This window comes from Aquidulcibacter sp. (assembly GCF_049239865.1).
Lineage (GTDB): Bacteria > Pseudomonadota > Alphaproteobacteria > Caulobacterales > Aquidulcibacteraceae > Aquidulcibacter.
Genome location: NZ_JBMLTR010000080.1, coordinates 42,219 through 61,842, shown reverse-complemented (window position 1 = coordinate 61,842; position 19,624 = coordinate 42,219). Strand labels below are relative to the sequence as shown.

General features: G+C 56.4%; 18 protein-coding genes. 5 read left to right on the top strand and 13 right to left on the bottom strand.

The window, feature by feature from the left end; translation table 11 throughout:
- Window positions 1–11 precede the first annotated feature (11 nt).
- The 3 genes from ACOVRA_RS05925 to ACOVRA_RS05915 form a co-directional block, all read right to left on the bottom strand.
- A complete protein-coding gene (locus tag ACOVRA_RS05925) occupies window positions 12–1,559 on the bottom strand; it encodes a peptide ABC transporter substrate-binding protein (RefSeq protein ID WP_421719486.1) in 1,548 nt (515 codons plus the stop codon).
- 47 nt (window positions 1,560–1,606) lie between these two features.
- Complete coding sequence (carA, locus tag ACOVRA_RS05920) at window positions 1,607–2,803, bottom strand: glutamine-hydrolyzing carbamoyl-phosphate synthase small subunit (RefSeq protein ID WP_421719485.1); 1,197 nt, start codon at window positions 2,801–2,803, stop codon at window positions 1,607–1,609.
- A 95-nt stretch (window positions 2,804–2,898) separates the two neighbouring features.
- On the bottom strand, window positions 2,899–4,698 hold the full coding sequence (locus ACOVRA_RS05915; protein WP_421719554.1) for a cation:proton antiporter: 1,800 nt from the start codon (window positions 4,696–4,698) through the stop codon (window positions 2,899–2,901).
- Between the two features lie 92 nt (window positions 4,699–4,790).
- Here ACOVRA_RS05915 and ACOVRA_RS05910 point away from each other — a divergent pair, with 92 nt between their 5' ends.
- Window positions 4,791–5,240 carry a hypothetical protein gene (locus ACOVRA_RS05910; protein ID WP_421719484.1) on the top strand — a complete coding sequence of 150 codons (450 nt, stop codon included), beginning with the start codon at window positions 4,791–4,793 and terminating at the stop codon, window positions 5,238–5,240.
- 9 nt (window positions 5,241–5,249) lie between these two features.
- Here the strand turns inward: ACOVRA_RS05910 and ACOVRA_RS05905 are convergent, their stop codons facing one another.
- From ACOVRA_RS05905 to ACOVRA_RS05890, 4 genes are read right to left on the bottom strand one after another with little or no spacing between them, the layout of a single operon-like run.
- Window positions 5,250–6,026, bottom strand: a complete 777-nt coding sequence (locus ACOVRA_RS05905; protein WP_290804069.1) for an SDR family oxidoreductase — start codon at window positions 6,024–6,026, stop codon at window positions 5,250–5,252.
- 15 nt (window positions 6,027–6,041) lie between these two features.
- Complete coding sequence (locus ACOVRA_RS05900) at window positions 6,042–6,584, bottom strand: TetR family transcriptional regulator (RefSeq protein ID WP_290804071.1); 543 nt, start codon at window positions 6,582–6,584, stop codon at window positions 6,042–6,044.
- A gap of 49 nt (window positions 6,585–6,633) precedes the next feature.
- The gene (locus ACOVRA_RS05895; RefSeq protein WP_290804073.1) at window positions 6,634–7,281 is read right to left on the bottom strand and encodes a LysE family translocator; all 648 of its coding nucleotides are present in this window, start codon (window positions 7,279–7,281) and stop codon (window positions 6,634–6,636) included.
- On the bottom strand, window positions 7,281–8,693 hold the full coding sequence (locus tag ACOVRA_RS05890; protein ID WP_421719483.1) for a Mur ligase domain-containing protein: 1,413 nt from the start codon (window positions 8,691–8,693) through the stop codon (window positions 7,281–7,283). Before ACOVRA_RS05890 ends, ACOVRA_RS05895 begins: the two co-directional genes overlap by 1 nt.
- 110 nt (window positions 8,694–8,803) lie before the next feature.
- On the opposite strand from ACOVRA_RS05890, the gene trmD reads away from it, so the two are divergent.
- Together trmD and rplS are read left to right on the top strand one after the other, a co-directional pair.
- Window positions 8,804–9,499: a tRNA (guanosine(37)-N1)-methyltransferase TrmD gene (gene trmD, locus ACOVRA_RS05885; RefSeq protein WP_421719482.1), complete on the top strand. Its 696-nt coding sequence runs from the start codon at window positions 8,804–8,806 to the stop codon at window positions 9,497–9,499.
- A gap of 127 nt (window positions 9,500–9,626) precedes the next feature.
- Window positions 9,627–10,004 carry a 50S ribosomal protein L19 gene (rplS, locus tag ACOVRA_RS05880; protein WP_085340947.1) on the top strand — a complete coding sequence of 126 codons (378 nt, stop codon included), beginning with the start codon at window positions 9,627–9,629 and terminating at the stop codon, window positions 10,002–10,004.
- Between the two features lie 64 nt (window positions 10,005–10,068).
- On the opposite strand, the gene ACOVRA_RS05875 is transcribed toward rplS, so the two are convergent.
- From ACOVRA_RS05875 to ACOVRA_RS05865, 3 genes are all read right to left on the bottom strand, one after another.
- Window positions 10,069–11,940: an ABC-F family ATP-binding cassette domain-containing protein gene (locus ACOVRA_RS05875; RefSeq protein ID WP_421719481.1), complete on the bottom strand. Its 1,872-nt coding sequence runs from the start codon at window positions 11,938–11,940 to the stop codon at window positions 10,069–10,071.
- A 105-nt stretch (window positions 11,941–12,045) separates the two neighbouring features.
- A complete protein-coding gene (locus ACOVRA_RS05870; protein ID WP_421719480.1) occupies window positions 12,046–12,513 on the bottom strand; it encodes a MarR family winged helix-turn-helix transcriptional regulator in 468 nt (155 codons plus the stop codon).
- Complete coding sequence (locus ACOVRA_RS05865) at window positions 12,510–13,652, bottom strand: Acg family FMN-binding oxidoreductase (protein ID WP_421719479.1); 1,143 nt, start codon at window positions 13,650–13,652, stop codon at window positions 12,510–12,512. Before ACOVRA_RS05865 ends, ACOVRA_RS05870 begins: the two co-directional genes overlap by 4 nt.
- A gap of 258 nt (window positions 13,653–13,910) precedes the next feature.
- Here ACOVRA_RS05865 and rpsD point away from each other — a divergent pair, with 258 nt between their 5' ends.
- Window positions 13,911–14,531 carry a 30S ribosomal protein S4 gene (gene rpsD / locus ACOVRA_RS05860; RefSeq protein ID WP_290804108.1) on the top strand — a complete coding sequence of 207 codons (621 nt, stop codon included), beginning with the start codon at window positions 13,911–13,913 and terminating at the stop codon, window positions 14,529–14,531.
- An 80-nt stretch (window positions 14,532–14,611) separates the two neighbouring features.
- Here rpsD and grxD read toward each other — a convergent pair whose 3' ends face one another.
- Entirely contained in the window at window positions 14,612–14,941 is a 330-nt protein-coding gene (grxD, locus tag ACOVRA_RS05855) for a Grx4 family monothiol glutaredoxin (RefSeq protein ID WP_421719478.1), read from the bottom strand.
- Between the two features lie 313 nt (window positions 14,942–15,254).
- Here grxD and ACOVRA_RS05850 point away from each other — a divergent pair, with 313 nt between their 5' ends.
- On the top strand, window positions 15,255–17,120 hold the full coding sequence (locus ACOVRA_RS05850; RefSeq protein ID WP_421719477.1) for a PPC domain-containing protein: 1,866 nt from the start codon (window positions 15,255–15,257) through the stop codon (window positions 17,118–17,120).
- Between the two features lie 5 nt (window positions 17,121–17,125).
- Here ACOVRA_RS05850 and ACOVRA_RS05845 read toward each other — a convergent pair whose 3' ends face one another.
- On the bottom strand, window positions 17,126–17,359 hold the full coding sequence (locus ACOVRA_RS05845; protein ID WP_290804168.1) for a BolA family protein: 234 nt from the start codon (window positions 17,357–17,359) through the stop codon (window positions 17,126–17,128).
- 29 nt (window positions 17,360–17,388) lie between these two features.
- On the bottom strand, window positions 17,389–19,602 hold the full coding sequence (gene purL / locus ACOVRA_RS05840; protein WP_421719476.1) for a phosphoribosylformylglycinamidine synthase subunit PurL: 2,214 nt from the start codon (window positions 19,600–19,602) through the stop codon (window positions 17,389–17,391).
- Between the last annotated feature and the right edge of the window lie 22 nt (window positions 19,603–19,624).

The window sequence follows — 19,624 nt, the reverse complement described above, 5'->3', positions numbered from 1 at the left end:
TTAGCCGGCGTTTAAGCCTTGGTCAGCTTCAGGCTGGGCCAAATGATCGGCGCAATGCCTTCGATCCCGCCGGTGACACGTTCGGCGACCAGCCAAGACGACGGGAAGAACCAGACGCCGGTGACCGGACAGGCCTTCATCAAGATGTCTTCCGCCGCCAAGGTTTTGGCCAAGCGGGCCGCAGGTTCACTTTCCGCGCGTGCATCTGATAAAGCCTGATTGAAGGCCGGGTCTTTCCATTGGTGGGAATAGGCCGTCCCGCCTTCACCCCATGAGGCCATGAGGTCAATCGCGTCGGACTTCATGCCTTTATCGATGCGGACAATGGCCGCCTCAAAGTCAAAACCATTGAGGCGCGAGACGATGGCGCTAGAATCGGCGGCAAACATCGTGGCCTCAACTCCAATCTGCTTCCACATATCCACCATTTGGATGGCTGCGCGTTCGCGGTCGTCCTTGGTGACCAAGAGCTCAAACCGGAGGGGGTTGGTGGCGCTAAAGCCCTTTGCACTCAGGATCGCACGGGCACCCTCTGGGTCATATTTTGGCTGAGCCTGATCGCGAACATAGCGCCCTGCAGGCTCAACAGATCCGCGCATCACGGCATTGGCGATGACGCTCCGGTCAAAGCCCATAGCCAGAGCTCGCCGAACATCGGCGTCTTGGAACTGCGGCTTCTTGGTGTTGAAGCTCATATAAACGAGGCGCGGGGCGGGAAAGCGCTGATACTGGGTGCCAAATTCCTTGGCGAAATCGGCTGCGCGTAGCAAGGGCGGGTCTTGCGCCAGGTCTAGATCGCCAGATTGGAACATGCGCAAGCGGGTCGAGGAATCCTCAATCGCCTCAACACTAATCTGGCTGGGCATGCCCTCAACCCAGCCGCCCTTGGGATTTTTGTCGAACACAAGGCGCGTTTGCGATCGCTCAATCGGTTTGTATGGGCCAGAGACAACGATCTTGTCGAGCTCTGTCCATTTCTCGCCGTGTGCAGCAATCGCATGCATCGGAACAGGATAGAATTCTTGCATACGGCTCCAGAACGCGGCGTCAGAAACGGCCAATTCGATGATGAGGCGGGTGGGGCTTGGCGCAGACACGCCAATGGTCGTGGGGTCTTTGCCGTCCACCACACAGTCGCGATAGCCCTTGATCATATAAAGTTCTGACGCGTCGGCATAAGCGGTCTTTTTGTCGGCACCCATGCGTAAGCTGTCTAGAACATCTTTGGAATCAATGGCCTTTCCATCTGACCACGTGAGGCCTTGCGCAATTTCAAAGGTCCAAGTTTTGTTATTATTGCTGGGCGTCCAGGAAGTTGCGAAGCCTGGGGCAGGTCCACCCTTGGGGCCATAGCCAACCACGGGCAAATAAAATTGGCGGAATAGCAGGGCAGCAGCGGCAAATTCGGCCTTCAGCGGGTCTAAAGAATCCGGTCCACCGCCGAGACCCACCCGCAAGATATCTGCGGGGGCCGCGGCCTTCCCGCAGGCGGATAAGGTCGATAAAGCTGGGACGACAGCGAAGCTGGAAAGCAGGGTGCGGCGATTGATTTGGCTCATAGCCTGACAATGCCGCCCAATCAGCCGACGTCAAGTGCACAAGCGCGTCATTGCGCCTGTTTGTGTGTGCGCATGGCTTCTCTAAAGCGTTCAAACAAATAGAAACTGTCTTTAGGACCTGGGCTAGCCTCTGGGTGATATTGCACCGAGAAGACAGGTTGATCGGCCAGTGCGATCCCGCAATTAGAGCCATCGAACAGGGAGACATGGGTCTCCACAACCCCGTCGGGCAGGCTGTCACGGTCAACGGCAAAGCCATGGTTCATCGAGACGATTTCAACCTTGCCCGTGGAAAGGTCTTGCACCGGATGGTTCGCACCATGATGGCCGTGCGCCATTTTGACGGTCTTCGCCCCCAGAGCGAGACCCAACATTTGATGGCCCAAGCAGATGCCAAACACCGGTACTTTAGCAGCGATGATTTTTTGAATGGTCTCAACCGCATAGGTGCCGGTCGCAGCGGGGTCGCCTGGGCCATTCGACAAAAGAACACCGTTTGGCTTGAGCGCGAGTACGTCTTCCGCGGAAGTTTGTGCTGGCATCACATGGATTTTGGCCCCGGTTGAGCCAAGGCAGCGTAGGATGTTTTCCTTGACGCCAAAGTCCAGCACCACGACCTTTAGCGCTTCTTGGGTGTCGGCGACGCCGGTTCCGGCTGGCCACACCCACTGGGTACCATCAAAGTCGTAAGGGGTCTTGCAAGTCACGTCTTTTGCAAGGTCCAAGCCTTCGAGGCCAGACCAAGCGGCTGCTTTAGCTGCCAAGGCCGCCACGTCAATTTGGCCGTCGGGGGCATGAACAATTACCCCATGCGGCATGCCATGTTCGCGAATACGGACTGTTAGTGCTCGGGTATCAATCCCGGTCAGGCCAACAATGTTTTTGGACTTTAGCCAAGCATCTAGCGAAGCCGTGGACCGCCAGTTTGAGGGGCGGGTGATGTCGGCGCGCATCACAGCACCGCGGGCACCGTGAGCGGCGGCTGGGCAAGAATCTTCTTCGTCTTCGCGATTGGTGCCGGTATTACCAATGTGGGGTGCGGTAAAGGCAATGATCTGTCCCGCATAGGACGGATCTGTCAGAATTTCCTGATACCCAGACATCGCCGTGTTAAAACAGACTTCGGCGACAGCCTCGCCAATTGCGCCACAGCCGTGGCCCCAAAAAACAGTACCATCAGCCAGAACAAGGGCGGCGGTTGGTTGGCGCGCGAAAGCGAGCGCGTGATCTTGCGCAGAGGTCAAGGTGGTGCTCCCGGGATTTTGTTGCTGTTAAGCCCGAGAGCGCGTGAGGTCAAATCAGGATGGCAGCAATGTCGATTTTGGGGTGTCTACAACGCTCATGAGTTTCCCTTGAGGTGCTGGTCGCGTAAGACCCGCATGCGCTCTGACGGCGTAGCCGACGTAGAAGCCTCTAGCAGCGAGGCGCGCATCGTAGCCCTCTTTTCATGAATGGCGACCAAGATGTTGCCCATGGGCACACCAGATTCAACCAAAATAGCTTCCCCGACCTGCAGGCTGGCTTCTAAGGTTTCCGGCACGGCTTCGCGAACCCCGAGGCTATAAAGGTGGACGGCGTGTGCGGCGTCTCGGCTGCGGGCGACAATCGGTAGATTTGGTTGCTCAAGGTGGGCGGTGGTCACAACTTGATCGACGGCAGAGCCGCCATCCATGGTGACAACCAGTGCCCGAGCCCGCTCAATCCCGCACGCCCGCAGAAACTCGCCGCGTGAGGCGTCGCCTAAATAGACCTTTTTGCCAGCCTTTCGTGCACGTCTAACCCGTTCAATATCGGAATCCACGGCAATGTAAGGGATTTTTTGTTCGGCCAATAATTCCACCGCGACGACCCCAACGCGGCCATAACCGGCCACGATCACATGCGGGCTGTCGGTCTGGCTGGCCTGTTGAGCTAAATCCAGTTCCTCGGCTTCCGTTGGCAGCTTGGTATTGGCCGCCTTCATGCCATAGCGACCCAGAAGCGGGATTAAGCACATGGTGATGGCGGCGACGAGGAGCGCAAAATCTGCTTGCTCGGCAGGTAGGACTGACAGGCTGGTCGCAAGTCCTAAAACCACAAAGGCAAATTCCCCACCGGGGCCAAGGATGAGGCCGGCCTTTATCGCGGCGGGTCGCTTGATTCCGAAGCTTGGGCCAAGGGCGGCAACCACAGCGGCCTTAACGACGATTAGGCCGAGTATAGCCGCGACAATCTCAAGCGGCCGCTCCAATACTTTGCCAATATCGACACTCATCCCGACCGAGACGAGAAACACGCCGAGCAGAAGTCCCTTGAACGGCTCAATCGTGGCTTCGACTTCGCGGCGATACTCGGTTTCTGCGAGGAGTAGCCCGGCCAAGAATGCGCCGAGCGCCATCGAAAGTCCTGCCGCCGCACTGCCAAGTGCCGTGCCGATTACAACCAACAAGCAGGCGGCCATGAAGATTTCAGGGCTGCGGGTTCTGGCCGCTTGGCGGAACAGCGGGCGCAGCACGATGCGGCCAATCACAATCGTCAATGCCACGGCTAAGACGGCGACGGCCAAGCTCTGGACGAGGCCGCCAACGCCTAAGCCCATACGGTCGGGTGCCAACATGGAGACAGCAAACAAGATTGGCACGACGGCTAAATCTTGGAAAAGCAGAACCCCAAAGGCCCCACGTCCGGTGGGACTGGTCAGGCGCTTTTGCTCGGCCAAGGTTTGCAACACGACAGCGGTTGAGGAAAGCGATAGCGCGAGGCCGATCACGGCGGCACCTGTGCCTGTGGTCCCGAGAAAGAAATAGCAGACTGAAAAAATGGCGAGAGCGGAAATGCCTAATTGTAGTGAGCCCAAGCCAAACACGACTTTGCGCATCATGTTCAGGCGCTCAAACGAGAGTTCAAGGCCAATTGCAAAAAGCAAAAACACGATCCCCATTTCAGCCATCATGGCGATGGAGTCGCGGTCTTGGATCGTAAACGCATTCAGCCAAGGATCTTGAACGGCGAGCCCACCCAAGCCTGATGGTCCCAAGATGATGCCACACAGGATGAAACCCAGCACGGGGCTGATTTTAAAACGGTGAAACAGGGGCACAACAATGGCTGCAGCCGTTAGAATAATGACCGGCTCTTTAAAGGCCGTCATGTCCACCATACCCGCCAAAACATATCCTCCTGCAATAAATCTAATGCAGCCTGAGATGATTTGCCACGTTTCTTTAACGCGTTTCCTAGAAAATCGTTGCTATGACTGATTCGAATCAAAATCTGAGCAGACGGCGCTTAGCAAAATCTGCGGCCGCCGCGACTTTTGCATTGGCTTCCACCGCCGCTTTGGGCGTTTCGAGTGCCCGGGCTGCTAAACCTGTTCCTAAAGGGGGCGGGAATGAAGCCGGCTTTTTGGGCTCAAACCAAATCACCGCCAGCATTATGCGCCAATTTCGCCCAGTCGGACTTATGCAGATCGATATGGGGATTGTGGTGAGCGCTATTCCTCAGCGCGAACGAGCTCAAGCGGCGACCCCTGCCCTGCGCGCGGCTTGGCGCGGTGTGGCGCAAGAATTCGTCAATAGCTTCTTTATTCCAGGCCGCGTGCCCGATACCCAGATTTTGGGTCAGCGCATGCAAGCCGTTACCGACCGCGTCGTCGGCAACGGCATTGCGCGTGTGGTTCTGTTGTCGGTGATTGTTCGTTAGGCTTTGGGCCTACATGGCAGAAATACCGCCATCGACTTTCAATTCTGCACCGGTCACAAACTTGCTCTCATCGCTGGCCAGATAGACGGCGGCATAAGCAATATCGTCAGGCTCACCCAATCGACCCAATGGGACTTGGCGGGCAAGTTTTGCATAAGCTTCTTCTTGCGAACCAACCAAACCGGCCATCCCGTCCAAGATCGGCGTCTTGATAAAGGTTGGGTGGATGGAGTTGCAGCGGAAGCCCGGCACTTTGCGGGCACAATGCAGCGCGACAGACTTGGTCAACAACCAAACGGCGGCTTTAGCGGCATTATAGGCGGCATAATTGGCCGAAGCGATCAGACCCGCGATAGACGAAATATTGACGATCGCGCCCGGCCCATATGGCTTCATGACGCCCAGCGCATACTTACAGCCGAGGAAGACGGAGTCGACATCGACCGCCATAACCTTTTTCCAGTTCTCAAAGGTTTCGCTTTCGACAGAACCAAGGCTGCCAATGCCGGCATTATTGACCAAGACATTGAGGCCACCCATGGCATCATGGGCGGCATTGACGATTTCGATCCAACGCGCTTCTGAGCAAACATCTTGTTGGAAGGCGGTGGCGTGGCCGGGATAAAGCGCGTTAATGGCCGCGGCAGTTGCATCCGCGCCTGCCCCGTTGATATCTGTGACAACAACCTTTGCGCCTTCTTTGGCGTACATGGTGGCGATTGCTGCGCCCAAACCCTGGGCAGCCCCTGTGATCAAGGCCATTTTGCCGGCCATACGTCCTGTCATGTTCGTCTCCCTGAATTATATGCGACGTAGACCATCCCAAGCCGCTTGTTCGAGTTGCTGGAGACTTTCCACCGAACAGGTATGGTTGCGCAAGAGGGCAGACAGTGGTCCCCAGACGATTGCCGCTAATTCTTCCCCGCTGAAGGCTTTGAGTTCGGCTGTGGCAGCCCCGTCGCGGGCAAAGATCGCACTGGCTTTGATAAAGGCGCTGTCGGCAGCCATCGGTTTGCGGGCGAGATAGGCCGCGAGGTCCGGTTCTGAGAGGGCAAATTCGGCCAGTCGAGACCACATCAAGCGAAACCGTTCTTCCAGTCCAAGGCGTGCCGGGAATGGTGCGAAGACATGGCGATCAAAATGAGCCTGCGCGCGCCCGTCTAAAAGCGCTGCAAGTGCGCTCTTGGATGGCGCGATACGATACAGCGTACCAACGGCGATTTCGGCAGCGGCGGCCAGTTCTGGCATGGAGATACTGTCGAGGCTATCGCCCAGCGCAACCGACGCGCGCAGCAGTCGGTCCTCGATGGCTGAAATGGGTTCTGGGGAGCGTCTTTTGGCCATGCCCACACCTCAATGAAAAAATATTCAATAAAGTGGTTCGCCGCTCGGTTCAATGCAGCGTTCTGAGCAACATCATGGTGGCCGTACTGAGTAGCAGCAAACCAACGACGGCTGAGAAGAGGCGCGCGAAACGGGCTTGCGCAAATTGGCGTGCCATCAAGCCCCCTGCCAGCGCAAACATCGACATCGTGATCGTATCAAACAGGACGGTCCCGGCAGCAAACATGGCCAATTGCGGGACGGTGTCGCGCTGCGGATCGATGAAGGGTGGCAAGACGGCGGTAAAAAACAAGAGTGCCTTTGGATTGCTGATCTGCACCAGAAAGCCGTCTTTAAACGGGTTACTACCAGCAGCCTGACCCGCAAGTTGGAAGCCTTGTGTTTCCTTGGACAGCGCAGCACGGAGCGCTTTAAGTCCAAGCCAAGCCAGATAAAGCCCACCCAGAATCGCCAGCATCGAAAACACAGTGGGATAGAGGCGCATCAGGACACCCAATCCCAAGGCGGCGAAGACAAACCACACCAATGAAGCAACATTCATTCCGAATACGCCCCATAGTCCCGCGCGTGGGCCTTGGGCCAAGCCGGTTGCCAAAGCGAACAGATTGGCCGGTCCTGGGGTTGCGGCCATGCCTGCCATGATCAGCAAGAAGGAGGCGTAGGCATGGGGATCAACGGGCAAATGGTCGAAGTTCATCAGCTATCAGTCCGGTCCCCGAATAATGTATCGAGGCGTTTGGGTAGCGAGTCTGCCAAGCCGTCGAGCGGGCCTGAAGAGAGTAGAAGCACCACTTCATCGCCCTGCAATGTGTCCGGCATGTCGTGGAGAAACGTCTGTATATCCTCAATGCCTTGAGCCGAAACGCCTGCAGCATGTACGCGCGAAAGAATTTCTGACAGCGTCAATTGGGCTTGGCTTGCGGCCCCAATTTTTGGCGGCGGCAGAATGTGAACCTGATCGCAGCCCTCAAAGACGTGATCATACCAGCTCAACGCATCTTGGTTGCGCCACGAAAAGGTATGGGGCTCAAACACCACGACCAAGGGGCGGCTCGGGAAGTGCAGGCGGATCGCATCGATGGCTGAGCGGGCCTTTTCAAAGGAGGAGCCAAAACCCTCATAGGCCGGAACGGAAGAGGTGCGCGTCTTCTTGTCGAGCCGACGGGCGACACCGCGAAAAGCCCGAACCGCAGCTTGGACTTGGGTTGGGCTCATCAAGCCGCGTTCCAGCACAAAGGCACTGCCACCAATGATGTTCTCAATATTGTGGAGGCCCAACAACTCCGTCTCTAGCGCGATCCGTTCGCCATTTGGGCAGACGAGGTCAAACTGGGTGACTTCGCCAATCACGATCTTATCGGCATAATAGCCGGGGTTTGGCTTTAGGCCGTACCAAATTGCAGGCCGGTCTCCAATCAATCGACGGACTGGCTCATAGGTGTGACAGGCAATGAGCAGGCCTTCTGAGGGCAAAGCCGAGAATAGCTTGGCGAACGGGGCCTCATAGCTCTTCATCGTCGGGAACATATTGATATGGTCATGCACGATGGAAGAAATCAGAATGTGGCTGGGGCTATATAGTTCAAACTTGCTGCGGCGATCTTGCAGGCTGACGATATATTCGTCGCCTTCCATGATGAAGAGTGGGTCTGTCCCAGCATGGCCGGTTTTTGGCAAATCAAGCGGGATCGCACCGATGAACCAGCCGGGATCTTGCCCAGCGTGGCGCAAGAGGAAAGCGACCAGTGCCGTGAGGGAGCTTTTCCCAAAGCTGCCGGCTACAATCAGATTCTCGCGCTCTTGCGTGAATTGGCCGAGGTATGTCGCGAAATTATAGCAAGGCACGCCGCGCTTTTGTAGTTCAGCAAGTTCCGAGTTGGTGGCTGCGTCCATTTTGGCGGTGGTGCCCACAACGGCCACATCGATTTTCTCTGGCAGATTGGCCACATCAAAGCGCTTGGCATAGGTGATGCCGGCTTGGTCGAGATAAGTCGATACGGGCGGGAATACCCCTTCGTCGGAGCCGGTGACCTGATGGCCCTGCGATTGCAAGACGCTGGCTAAGGCGCTGACCCCAGCCCCACCGATTCCCAGAAAATAAATGTTCATTTCGACCCTTTAGCGCGGCTTTTCGAGGTCGTCACGTCTGGGTTCGCAGGGGATGTAAGGCAATGTGCGGAGCGACTTCGCAGTGGCGCTGTGCTGGGCTAAAAGAAGGCATGCCCTTTTCCGTCTCCGTCATCACCCTAACCCCAGAGGCTTGGCCCGGCGCCCTTGGTGCGTCCTTGATCGGCAGCGGGCTCGAAAAATCTGTGTGGTCGCTGGAATTGATTGACTTGCGTGGCTTTGGCGATGGAAAGCATCGCCAAGTAGATGACACCCCGGCCGGAGGCGGCGCGGGCATGGTGATGAAAGCGGATGTGGCGGCGCGCGCAATCGATAGCTTGCCACGTGATGGCCGCCCCCTGATTTATCTGACCCCACGTGGCAAGCCTTTGACCCAAGCCCGGGTTCGCGAATTGGCGGATGGTCCTGGCGTTGTGCTGTTTTGCGGCCGCTTTGAAGGGTTGGATGAGCGCGCCATTTTGACCCGCGAGATGGAAGAAATTGCGGTGGGCGATATTGTGCTGACAGGCGGCGACCTGCCCGCACAAATGCTGGTGGAAGCCAGTGTCCGCCTGTTGCCGGGCCTGTTGGGTAATGCTGATAGCCTTGGCGAGGAGAGCTTTGAATCTGGTCTGTTGGAGCATCCCCTCTACACACGGCCGCGCAGCTTTGAGGGCCATGAGATCCCGCCGGTTCTAATGTCTGGGGACCATGCAAAGATTGCCGCATGGAAAAAGCAGCAATCTGAATCGGTTACCGAAGCCCGTCGCCCCGACCTTTGGGCAGTTTATAAGGGTGACAAAGCCTGATCATTCGTATAAACGCGCGTCTTCTTTCAACCTCAAAGTTCTCTTTGACAACAACAATGCCGCGGCCTTCTTGAGCTTTTGATCTGGTTTCAAAGTCTTAAGTAGGAATCGTGCAAGGTGAGCTGACATGAATATCATCGAAACACTCGATGCCGAGGAAGTCGCACGCGTCTCCGAAGGCAAGTCCATCCCAGAATTTTCGCCAGGTGACACCCTGCGCGTGAACGTGAAGATCAAAGAAGGCGAGCGCGAGCGCGTTCAGGCCTATGAAGGCGTTTGTATTGCCCGCTCTGGCGGTGGCATCAATGCCAACTTCACGGTTCGCAAGATCTCCTTCGGCGAAGGCGTAGAGCGGGTTTTCCCACTGCATTCGCCAAATGTTGAGTCGATCACCGTTGTGCGCAAAGGTAAAGTGCGCCGCGCTAAGTTGTACTACCTGCGTGACCGTCGCGGTAAGTCGGCCCGGATCGCCGAGCGCACCGACGGCCGTGGTTTCGGCGAATAAGCCAAGCTACAGGTTTAAAGATAAGAAGGCGGTCCCTCGGGGCCGCCTTTTTCGTTTTGCGGTGTCAGGATGCCGCTTCAATCGCTTCGCTCAGCTCAATCCATGCGGCTTCGGCCTTGGCGAGGGCTTGCGCATGCCACGCGCGCTTCTTGGTGAGGTCTTCGAGGGCTTTGGCCCCCTCGGTATAGAGGCTGGGAGAGGCTAGACGCGCATCGATGGTGTCGAGGGCGTGCTGTTCTTTCGTGACGGCCTTCTCGGCGTCAGCGAGGCGGAAGCGCAGGGTTGATAGCGAAGGCCCCTTTTTGCCGCCATTGACGTCATTTTTTGTTGCAGCCTTTGGGGCGTTTTTGCCGGCCCCACCGCCGTCAGGACGATCGGCGCTGAGCACCAAGCCACGATAGTCGGTCAGGTCACCGTCATAGGCGCGCGCATAGCCGTTGTGGACGAGCCATAGGCGGTCCGCACAGGCTTCTGCCAAATAGACATCGTGGGTGATGAGCAATACAGCCCCTGAATAGTCATTGAGCGCGTGAATCAAGGCCTCGCGGCTATCGATGTCCAAGTGGCTCGTCGGCTCGTCCAAGATCAAGACGTGCGGCTTGGCATAGGCCATCAGGCCCAGAAGCAAACGCACCTTCTCGCCGCCTGAAAGCTTTTCGACATGAGTGTCGATTTTTTCCTGACCAAATCCCATGCGTGCCGCCAAGGAGCGGTGGCGAGAGGGCGGCCATTCGGGCTCTAGATCCCGGACGTGCTGCAGTACGGTTTCGCCCGCGCGCAATTCATCCAATTGGTCTTGGCTGAAATAGCCAATCTTGACTGCCTTGGACGCCCGCCGCTTGCCATTTAACAACTCAAGCCGGGCACCAATGGACTTTACCAACGTTGTCTTGCCTTGGCCGTTTGGGCCGATGATGACGATCCGGTCGTCATGATCGAGCCGGAAGTCCACCTTTCGAAGCACGGGCTTGCCGTCAATATAGCCAAGGTCGGCTTCATCCAGCTGGATCAAGGGGGAAGCTAGTTCGCTGGGCTCATCAAAGTGGAAGGGCATGGCTCGGTCCGCGATGGGGACGGAGATTTCCTGCATCTTTTCCAGCATCTTGATCCGGCTTTGCGCCTGACGGGCTTTTGAGGCCTTGGCGCGGAATCGATCAACGAATGCCTGCAAATGGGCCTTAGCCGCATCTTGCTTAGCTTTTTGCCCCGCCAACAGGGCTGCGCGCTCGGCGCGGCGGCGCAAATAGGTGTCGTAGCCGCCAGTGTGGACCTCTAACTTAGAATCTTCCAGCGCCATGATGTGGGTGACAGAGCGATTGAGCATTTCGCGGTCGTGGCTGACCACGAGAACCGTGTTGGGATATTTGCGCAGGAAGGCCTCCAGCCAAGCTGCACCCTCAAGGTCGAGATAATTGGTTGGCTCGTCCAAGACCAAGAGGTCAGGCATGGAGAAGAGAACGCCCGCCAATGCGGCGCGCATGCGCCAGCCACCGGAGAAGGAACCCGCTGGGTTCATCAGCTCTTCTTGTTTAAATCCAAGACCGACCAAAATTTCACTGGCGCGTGCCTCGGCAGAATAAGCATCAATATCGGCCAAGCGCGTATGGATTTCACCAATCCGGTTTGGGTCGGTTGCAGTTTCGGCCTCTGCCATCAGGCTGGCGCGTTCGGTGTCGGCGGCCAGCACGACGTCCAACATGGGATCGGGCGTAGCGGCAATCTCTTGGGCAACAAAGCCCATGCGGGCACCGCGCTTGAGGCGCACACTGCCGTCGCCCTTCATCGCCTCGTCTTGAATGATGCGCAAAAGCGTCGATTTGCCAGAGCCATTCTTGCCAACGAGGCCTACTTTCCAACCATCGGATATGACGGCATTGGCCCCATCAAACAGCACGCGCCGCGCAAGGCGATAAGTTAGGTCTGTGATTTGCAACATGGGGATCGGCTTCTGACGACAGGTCTTAGGAGGGGGCTAGCTTTTTCGGTTCTCTGGCAGGCGTCGTCTGATAGCGCCATTGGCAGCCGAAGTCACGACTGCGGGTCAGGGCTCGCGGTTGGCGTCGAGAATGGCACGTATTTTCATCAGGGTGGGAATAAGGGCCTGCAACTCTTTGGGGTCTATCAGGCCAGACAATTGCTGCAGAGAGGGTGCTAGCCGGGCGATGGCATCGTGGCGCGCCGCGGTCCCTGCTTCTGTTATCGAGACGAGTTTGCCCCGCCCGTCACTGGGGTCGGCAACAATCGTCACCAAGCCTAAGGCCTCGAGGCGATGAATCGTGTTGGTCATCGCCCCTTTAGTCACTTGGAAGGCCTTGGCCAAATGGCTGGGCGTGTCTTGGGTTTTATTCAAGCGGACAAAGTGGTTGAGCAAGCTAAAGCCTGCAATCGAAAGCCCATCTGGCAAGACACGCTCAAAGCGGTTGCGCCCCAATTGGTCAATGATCCCGATTTCGTTGAAGAAGGAAAAAGCGATCGCTGTGAAGTCTGAATTGGGACTGTCTGAGGTCATGTCCGAAGATGCTCTGCAAGGCCCCGTCTTGGTGACGGTGAAACCTTGCCACCATAGCCTATTCTGGCGAGCATCTGTAGACACTTATCAGGTGCCAGGCCGACGACCTTTTCCGTTTCGGCCTTGATTGTACCCATTTCAGCATATTCTTGTAAGGCTTGGCTCATCGGGTGCATGGCGATCCCAAGTGAGGTGGCGCGAAGATTGAGGCGGGCATAGGCGCGACCCGCCGCCAACTCGGCGAAGCGATCCTTGGAATTGCTGATGAGCCAAACATATCCCGAGGCGGATTTCGCCAAAGGGTCATATTGCTCGAGACCTTGCTGATAGGCCGTGGTGCCAGGCGTCATCATTTTTTCGCGGGTGATTAGGCCCATGGCTTGCATGGCTCCTATGCCAGGAAAGTCTAGATCAATCCCGTCTCGATATTTCGCAATCTCGGCTTTACCGATCCGCATCAAATCGATGCTCTCTTTTAGGGCCACGGGGGTTTCGATTTCGCGCCGATAGGCTTGAATGGTGAGTTGCCTGAGGCTTTCACATTGGGCGTCGCCCGACAATGTGCCTGCGAGCGTTAGCTTGTCGCTCGGCTCCATCGTCAAAAGTTCCTGCAAAGCCTCAGCACGAACGGGCTTCTTGGGGTCATAGGCCTCTTTGTTGGAGCGCCTTTGCGTGATTAAGGCGTAAAGCGGGTCCTTCGTGCCGCCCTTCACGAAGCGGATATGGGCCATAGGCTTATCATCCAAATAAGGTTGCGGCTCACCCATCGGGAAAAGGTTTATTTGGGTCTCATAGCCGATTTCAGCTGCGGCAATTGACAGGATTTCAAGGAAGGCACCACAGCCAATCGCGAGCTGACGGTCATAGGGGTCGGTAGCGGGCAGTCGGCGGCTCGTATCGAAATAGAATTTGATGGTGTCTTCACCCTCCAGACTGACCAGCCAAGGCTGACGATTGTGTGGATTGGGGGCGAGAATGGCATGGGCGAGACAATAGAGGCGCGGGTCCTTTTCGCCCGCACCGGGATTGCGCCAAGCTGCGGCAGGGTCAGAGTTTGGTTTCAGTGTGGCACCGACCGCAGGCACGGCGGCCAATGAACTTATGGCGAGAAGTTGGAGGATGGTTCGACGATCTGTCATGGCGACCTCTTTTGTTTAACGTTCAACCAATATAGTTTAACGATGAACGATGTGTCAAGCCTGGGTTGAATGCAGACGGGTTCAGGTCAAAACTGCCCTCAATCCTTGACTCTGAGGTGGCAATCCCGTTTAAGCGCGCCTTCTCGCTGGGTTGGCACTGCCTTCACTGGGGGAAAACATGGGTGATGGATTTCCGGCCATTGCAATCGCGACACATGGTGTGCCGCCCGGACCGTCAAAAACGTAAATGGACTAAACATGTCAAAGCGCATTGCTGCGAAATATAAAATCGACCGTCGCCTCAGTGAAAACCTGTGGGGCCGTCCAAAAAGCCCAGTCAACAAGCGGACCTATAAGCCAGGTCAGCACGGCCCAACCGCCCGTCCAGCCAAGGTTTCGGCCTTCGGCGCTCAGCTTCGCGCGAAGCAGAAGCTGAAGGGTTATTATGGCAACATCACTGAAAAGCAGTTTGCTGGCCTCTATGAAGAAGCCGCACGCCGCAAGGGCAACACCGCTGAAAACCTGATCGGCCTGTTGGAGTGCCGTCTAGATGCATTGGTCTATCGCGCGAAGTTCGTGCCGACCGTGTTTGCGTCGCGCCAATTCGTCAACCACGGCCACGTGATGGTGAACGGCAAGAAGGTCAATATTCCTTCGTACCGTTTGCGCGTCGGTGACGTTGTTCAAGTCCGCGAAAAGTCCCGCACCATGGCTTTGGTCTTGGAAGCTTTGGACTCAGCAGAGCGCGACTTCCCAGACTATATCGAAATGGACGTCGGCGCGATGAAGGCCACCTTCTTGCGCGTGCCAGAATTGGCTGACGTTCCTTATCCAGTTAAGATGGAACCAAACATGGTTGTGGAATATTACGCTTCGTAATTCTCTGCCAAAATCAGACACAGAAAAGCCCGCTCAGCCTTGGCCGAGCGGGCTTTTTTGTATCTCAGACGATCGCCTGATTAGGCTTGCAACGCGACGCCAGCTTCGCTCAAAACTTGCTTGAGCTCGCCGGTTTCAAACATTTCCCGAATGATGTCGCAGCCGCCAATAAACTCACCCTTCACATAGAGTTGGGGGATCGTGGGCCAGTTGGAATAGTCCTTGATGCCTTGGCGGACATCTTCGTTGGCGAGCACGTTCACATCCTGAAAATCAACACCTACATGGTCCAGGATTTTGACGACGGTGCCGGAAAACCCGCACATTGGCATGCGGGACGTGCCCTTCATGAACAATACCACATCATTGGTTTTGACCAGATTATCGATAAAAGCTTGTGCGTCGCTCATGTGTCGTGCTCCTTGCTGGGGTCCAGAACGTGTTGACGAAGGTTTCCGCCTTCGATGGAACACAAGAACCGCTGCGTCAATCATTGTTTGACCAGATAGGTCTGGGAAAAGACTTTGTCTTCCCTTCAGCTAGGGATGGGGAGCTGTCGGGTCAAGTCCGAAGGGAAATTGCGCGTCGTTGGTGATAGCCATTGCGAGCGTGATGGAATGGCCCTTATAGCTGTAAAGTCTGGTCAATCTTTTGCTCATGACGTGGTGCGCTATGGCCAGAGGTCGCATCCGTCCTAGGGGCCATTTCGGTGGCTGCGTCATCATGCGTCGACTTTGGTTAGGTTCGGTTTCGGTTTTCGTGCTCTCGGTAGCGGGTCCCGCTATTGCTCAACCTAGCCCTCGGCCCTTAGTGCTTGGACAACCGCTTCAGAGCTCGATGGGCCCTGAAGACCCTGTGTTGCAGGGCGATGATAGCAGCTATGAACTCTTTCAAGTTCAGGCACCTAAGGGCCAAATGGTCACCGTGACGCTGACCTCGGGGGCTTTTCAGCCTGTCGTGGCTGTAGCCGATGAAATCAACGAGGAGTGTGAGGATTGCGTGGCATCTGTTGGCGAGACAGACAAGCCGGCAGTCGTTCGCAAGATTGTTCCTGCTTCTGGCGTACTGCAGGTGCGGGCTAATACCATGAACAAGGGCGACCGTGGGCCCTATACTCTGCTTGCGACCGCTGTGGAACCGCCACGGATCTCTGCAAGACCACTCCCCTTTGGCCAAAGTGTCTCGGATGCATTGGATACAAATGATGCTTTCACGAATGAAGGGGCGACAGTTGATGCTTATGCCGTGCGGTTGACCGCCGATCAGGAAATTCAACTTGATCTATCTTCCGAGGACTTTGACCCCAAGCTGGAGCTCTTGACGCCTGCGGGAGCAAAGGTGGCTGAAGATGATGATGGCGGGCCAGGAACCAGTGCGCGCATCCGCTACACGGTCCCACGTGCCGGGCTCTACCAGGTCCGCGTGACGGCGGTCGGGTCTGGAGAACTTGGCACCTACACATTGACGACAGGGCTACGTCAGGAACTAGCCCCTATGCCTGCCCCCGTCTCCATCAATCTTGGCCAAGCGATCAGCGGCGCGATGTCAAGCGCGACACCACGTTACGAGACCGATGGCGAAGAAGTCTATGCCATTCGTTACGGCATTCGTATGGAAGGCGGTAAGGTATACAAAATCTCAGTGGATGTGGGCAGCGGTAGCGAACTTGATCCCAAAATTGCAATTGGCAAGATCGCATCCGATGGCAGCCTAGATAAGTTGGCAGACAATGATGATGGCGGTGGCGGCAGTAATGCCTTGTTGCGCTATCGGCCTGAGACGTCTGGAACCTATGTTTTAGAGGTCCAAAAGGTAGGTCGGGCCAATGGTTCGTATCGCTTGAAGGTTGACCAAGCTGCGGCAGACCGAGCACCAGCGCCATCCCAAGCTTTGCGTCTCGGGCAGAGCGTGCCCGGTGAGTTGAGCGATGGGGGCGCGCGACTAGCTACCACCGACGCCCTTTTCAATACGTATTCGGTCACTTTGCGGGCTGGCCAGCGGGTCAATGTCAAGATGGAGAAGGAGGGCGATTCCAATCTAGACCCGCTGTTGGAAATTGGCCTTTTGACGTCGGCCGCCTTCCAAGCCATCGCGAAAGATGACGATGGCGCAGAAGGCCTGAATGCGCGAATTAAGTTTACGGCACCAAGCGATGGCACCTATATTATTCGCGCGACGGCGGGCGAGCCAACGCAAGTAGGTCAATACACGATCGGTGTAAGTGAAATCCCCGCTTCCATCGCGCCGCCCTTCCCTGCCCGGGCAAAGTTAGGCGAAACCATTCGTGGCAATCTTGGTGCAACTGACCCTTTGCGCAACGACAGCCAATATTTTGACCGTTATGTCTTCAATGGCCAAGTCGGCGAAACTTATGAGATTACCGCAAGTGCGGAGAGTTTCGATGTTCTGGTTGGCGCGCGCCAGATTGACCGCGTCGATGATGATTATGTCACAGACGATGATAGCGGTGGCGGCACAAACGCCAAATTGATCTATACGGTCACAACCGCCGGGCCACAGATCATTCGCGTCACCACCATCGAGGAATCTGCAGGCGGCGATTACAGCCTGTTGATTATCAAGAGATAGCGGACCTAGGACTTGGGGCCAGTTTCAAGGGCGAGCGCATGTAGCTCGCCCCCCATTTTACCTTTAAGCGAAGCATAGACTGCCTGATGCTGCTTGACCCGGTTCATGCCGGCGAATCCGTCGCTTTTCACGATGGCCTTATAGTGGTCGCCATCGCCTGCAAGGTCGATAATCTCGATCTCCGCATCGGGGAAAGCATCCAAAATCATCGACTTAATGTCAGAAGCGGCCATTGGCATGTCTGTCTCCGGGGTAAAGGGTTCGGCCATTAGGCCATAAAGGCGGGCATCCAGGCTTCGTGAGCCTGTTTCAGATCGGTGATGTCAATCGCCAAAACGTCTTGAATCGCCAATTCGCATCCCCCAGCAGAGCCGATGGCTGCGCAGGGAATTGCTTTGCTTTCAAGAGCATCAAACACGCTGTCGGCATGGGTGGGGTCGACGATCAAAAGATATCGGGCTTGATCTTCGCTCAACAAGGCTGCTTCAAGGCTGAGGCCTTGTGGCAGTGTGATGGCAAGGCCTGTGCCCGAAGCCATGGCGATGTCAGCTGCCGCGATCAAGAGCCCGCCATCGGATAAATCATGACACGAGCGGATGTGGCCAGCTTGGATCAAGCCGCGCACGACGTCACCGGTCAGGCGCTCTTGGGCCAGATCGACGTGTGGAGGCGCGCCATCTTCACGGTCCCATAATTCGCGCAGCGCCAAAGTCGCGCCCAAATTGTCCGTTGTTTGACCGACCAAAATGACCATATCGCCCATGTCTACCGCACCAAAGCCAACGCGCGTGGTATAATCGGTCAGAAGCCCAACACCGCCAATCGCAGGGGTTGGCGGGATCGCTTGGCCGGAGGTCTCATTGTACAGGCTCACATTGCCCGAGACGACTGGGAAGTCGAGGACGGCACAGGCTTCAGCCATTCCATCGGTAGCGCGCACAAATTGGCCCATGATTTCAGGGCGTTGTGGGTTTCCGAAATTCAGATTGTCGGTGATGGCAATCGGACTTGCGCCCGTCGCCGTCAGGTTTCGCCAAGCTTCAGCAACGACTTGCTTGCCGCCTTCGAATGGGTCCGCCAAGACATAGCGCGGGGTACAGTCGCAGCTGATTGCCAGCGCCTTTTTGGTATTGTGGATGCGCACGACGGCCGCATCAGAAGGCGTGGCGCTTTCTTCCAAGCTATCGGCCATCACGTGGCGATCATATTGTTCCCACAGCCAGCGCTTTGATGCGCCATCTGGGCAGGACAAGAGCTTTAACGTGGCGTCGCGCCAGTCGGTGATTGGTTTTACCATCGCGCTGGTCACGGCAGGGTGCAGCGTTGGCTGAACCCAAGGCCGATCATAATTGGGCGCATCTTCACTTAAGGGGGCTACGGGGATGTCGCAGACAATGGTGCCATTCCAGTGCAGGACCATGCGTCCCGTGTCGGTCGTTTTGCCAATGACGGCAAAATCAATGTCCCATTTCTTCATGATGGCCTCAGCCTCGGCCTCGCGGCCTGGCTTCAAAATGGCCAGCATGCGTTCTTGGCTTTCGGACAGCATCATTTCATAGGGCGTCATGGCGGTTTCACGCACGGGGACTGAATTCATATCCAGCTCAATGCCCAAATATTCCTTGCCGGCCATTTCCACCGAAGACGAGGTCAGGCCCGCGGCCCCCATGTCTTGAATCGCTTCAATGCTGTCAGTGGCCATGAGTTCAAGGCAGGCCTCAATCAACAGCTTTTCGACAAACGGATCGCCGACCTGCACGGTGGGGCGCTTTTCTTCACTTGCCTCGTCAAATTCCGCACTGGCCATAGTGGCACCATGGATACCGTCGCGCCCAGTTTTGGAGCCGAAATAGACGATGGGGCTGCCAATCTTGGCCCCGCGCGCATAGAAAATCTTGTCGGCATCGGCGAGGCCTACGCACATGGCATTGACCAGAATATTGCCATTATAGCCGGGGTGGAAATTTGTTTCGCCACAGACGGTGGGCACACCGACGCAGTTTCCATAGCCGCCGATCCCTGCCACCACGCCTGAAACCAAGCGGCGCGTTAAAGGATGGTCTGGGCTGCCAAAGCGCAGCGCATTGGCCAAAGCAATGGGGCGGGCACCCATGGTGAACACATCGCGCATGATGCCGCCGACGCCCGTCGCCGCGCCTTGATATGGCTCGATAAAGCTTGGGTGGTTGTGGCTTTCCATCTTAAAGACAGCGGCGTGGCCATCATCAATATCAATGACACCAGCATTTTCACCGGGGCCTTGGATGACGCGCGGGCCTTTGGTTGGGAATTTAGCTAGATGCCGCCGCGAGCTTTTGTAGCTACAATGCTCTGACCACATGACCGAAAAAATGCCGAGCTCCGTCAGATTGGGTTCACGCCCCAAACGGTCCAGAATAATGGCATATTCTGATTCCGAGAGGCCGTGTTCGGCAACCAGGGCGGGGGTCATGGGCGGTTCGGCAGGCGATACAGTGGTCATGCAAACTGTTTAGCGTGCGTTG

Bases quoted from the DNA above. Each gene is read 5' to 3' on its own strand.
- ACOVRA_RS05850 (WP_421719477.1), top strand. From the start codon at position 15,255: ATGCGTCGACTTTGGTTAGGTTCGGTTTCGGTTTTCGTGCTCTCGGTA.
- ACOVRA_RS05900 (WP_290804071.1), bottom strand. From the start codon at position 6,584: ATGGCCAAAAGACGCTCCCCAGAACCCATTTCAGCCATCGAGGACCGA.
- ACOVRA_RS05890 (WP_421719483.1), bottom strand. From the start codon at position 8,693: ATGAACATTTATTTTCTGGGAATCGGTGGGGCTGGGGTCAGCGCCTTA.
- ACOVRA_RS05895 (WP_290804073.1), bottom strand. From the start codon at position 7,281: ATGAACTTCGACCATTTGCCCGTTGATCCCCATGCCTACGCCTCCTTC.
- ACOVRA_RS05915 (WP_421719554.1), bottom strand. From the start codon at position 4,698: ATGGTGGACATGACGGCCTTTAAAGAGCCGGTCATTATTCTAACGGCT.
- ACOVRA_RS05865 (WP_421719479.1), bottom strand. From the start codon at position 13,652: ATGACAGATCGTCGAACCATCCTCCAACTTCTCGCCATAAGTTCATTG.
- purL (WP_421719476.1), bottom strand. From the start codon at position 19,602: ATGACCACTGTATCGCCTGCCGAACCGCCCATGACCCCCGCCCTGGTT.
- rplS (WP_085340947.1), top strand. From the start codon at position 9,627: ATGAATATCATCGAAACACTCGATGCCGAGGAAGTCGCACGCGTCTCC.
- ACOVRA_RS05870 (WP_421719480.1), bottom strand. From the start codon at position 12,513: ATGACCTCAGACAGTCCCAATTCAGACTTCACAGCGATCGCTTTTTCC.
- trmD (WP_421719482.1), top strand. From the start codon at position 8,804: ATGCCCTTTTCCGTCTCCGTCATCACCCTAACCCCAGAGGCTTGGCCC.
- rpsD (WP_290804108.1), top strand. From the start codon at position 13,911: ATGTCAAAGCGCATTGCTGCGAAATATAAAATCGACCGTCGCCTCAGT.
- ACOVRA_RS05875 (WP_421719481.1), bottom strand. From the start codon at position 11,940: ATGTTGCAAATCACAGACCTAACTTATCGCCTTGCGCGGCGCGTGCTG.
- ACOVRA_RS05910 (WP_421719484.1), top strand. From the start codon at position 4,791: ATGACTGATTCGAATCAAAATCTGAGCAGACGGCGCTTAGCAAAATCT.
- ACOVRA_RS05905 (WP_290804069.1), bottom strand. From the start codon at position 6,026: ATGACAGGACGTATGGCCGGCAAAATGGCCTTGATCACAGGGGCTGCC.
- grxD (WP_421719478.1), bottom strand. From the start codon at position 14,941: ATGAGCGACGCACAAGCTTTTATCGATAATCTGGTCAAAACCAATGAT.
- ACOVRA_RS05925 (WP_421719486.1), bottom strand. From the start codon at position 1,559: ATGAGCCAAATCAATCGCCGCACCCTGCTTTCCAGCTTCGCTGTCGTC.
- ACOVRA_RS05845 (WP_290804168.1), bottom strand. From the start codon at position 17,359: ATGCCAATGGCCGCTTCTGACATTAAGTCGATGATTTTGGATGCTTTC.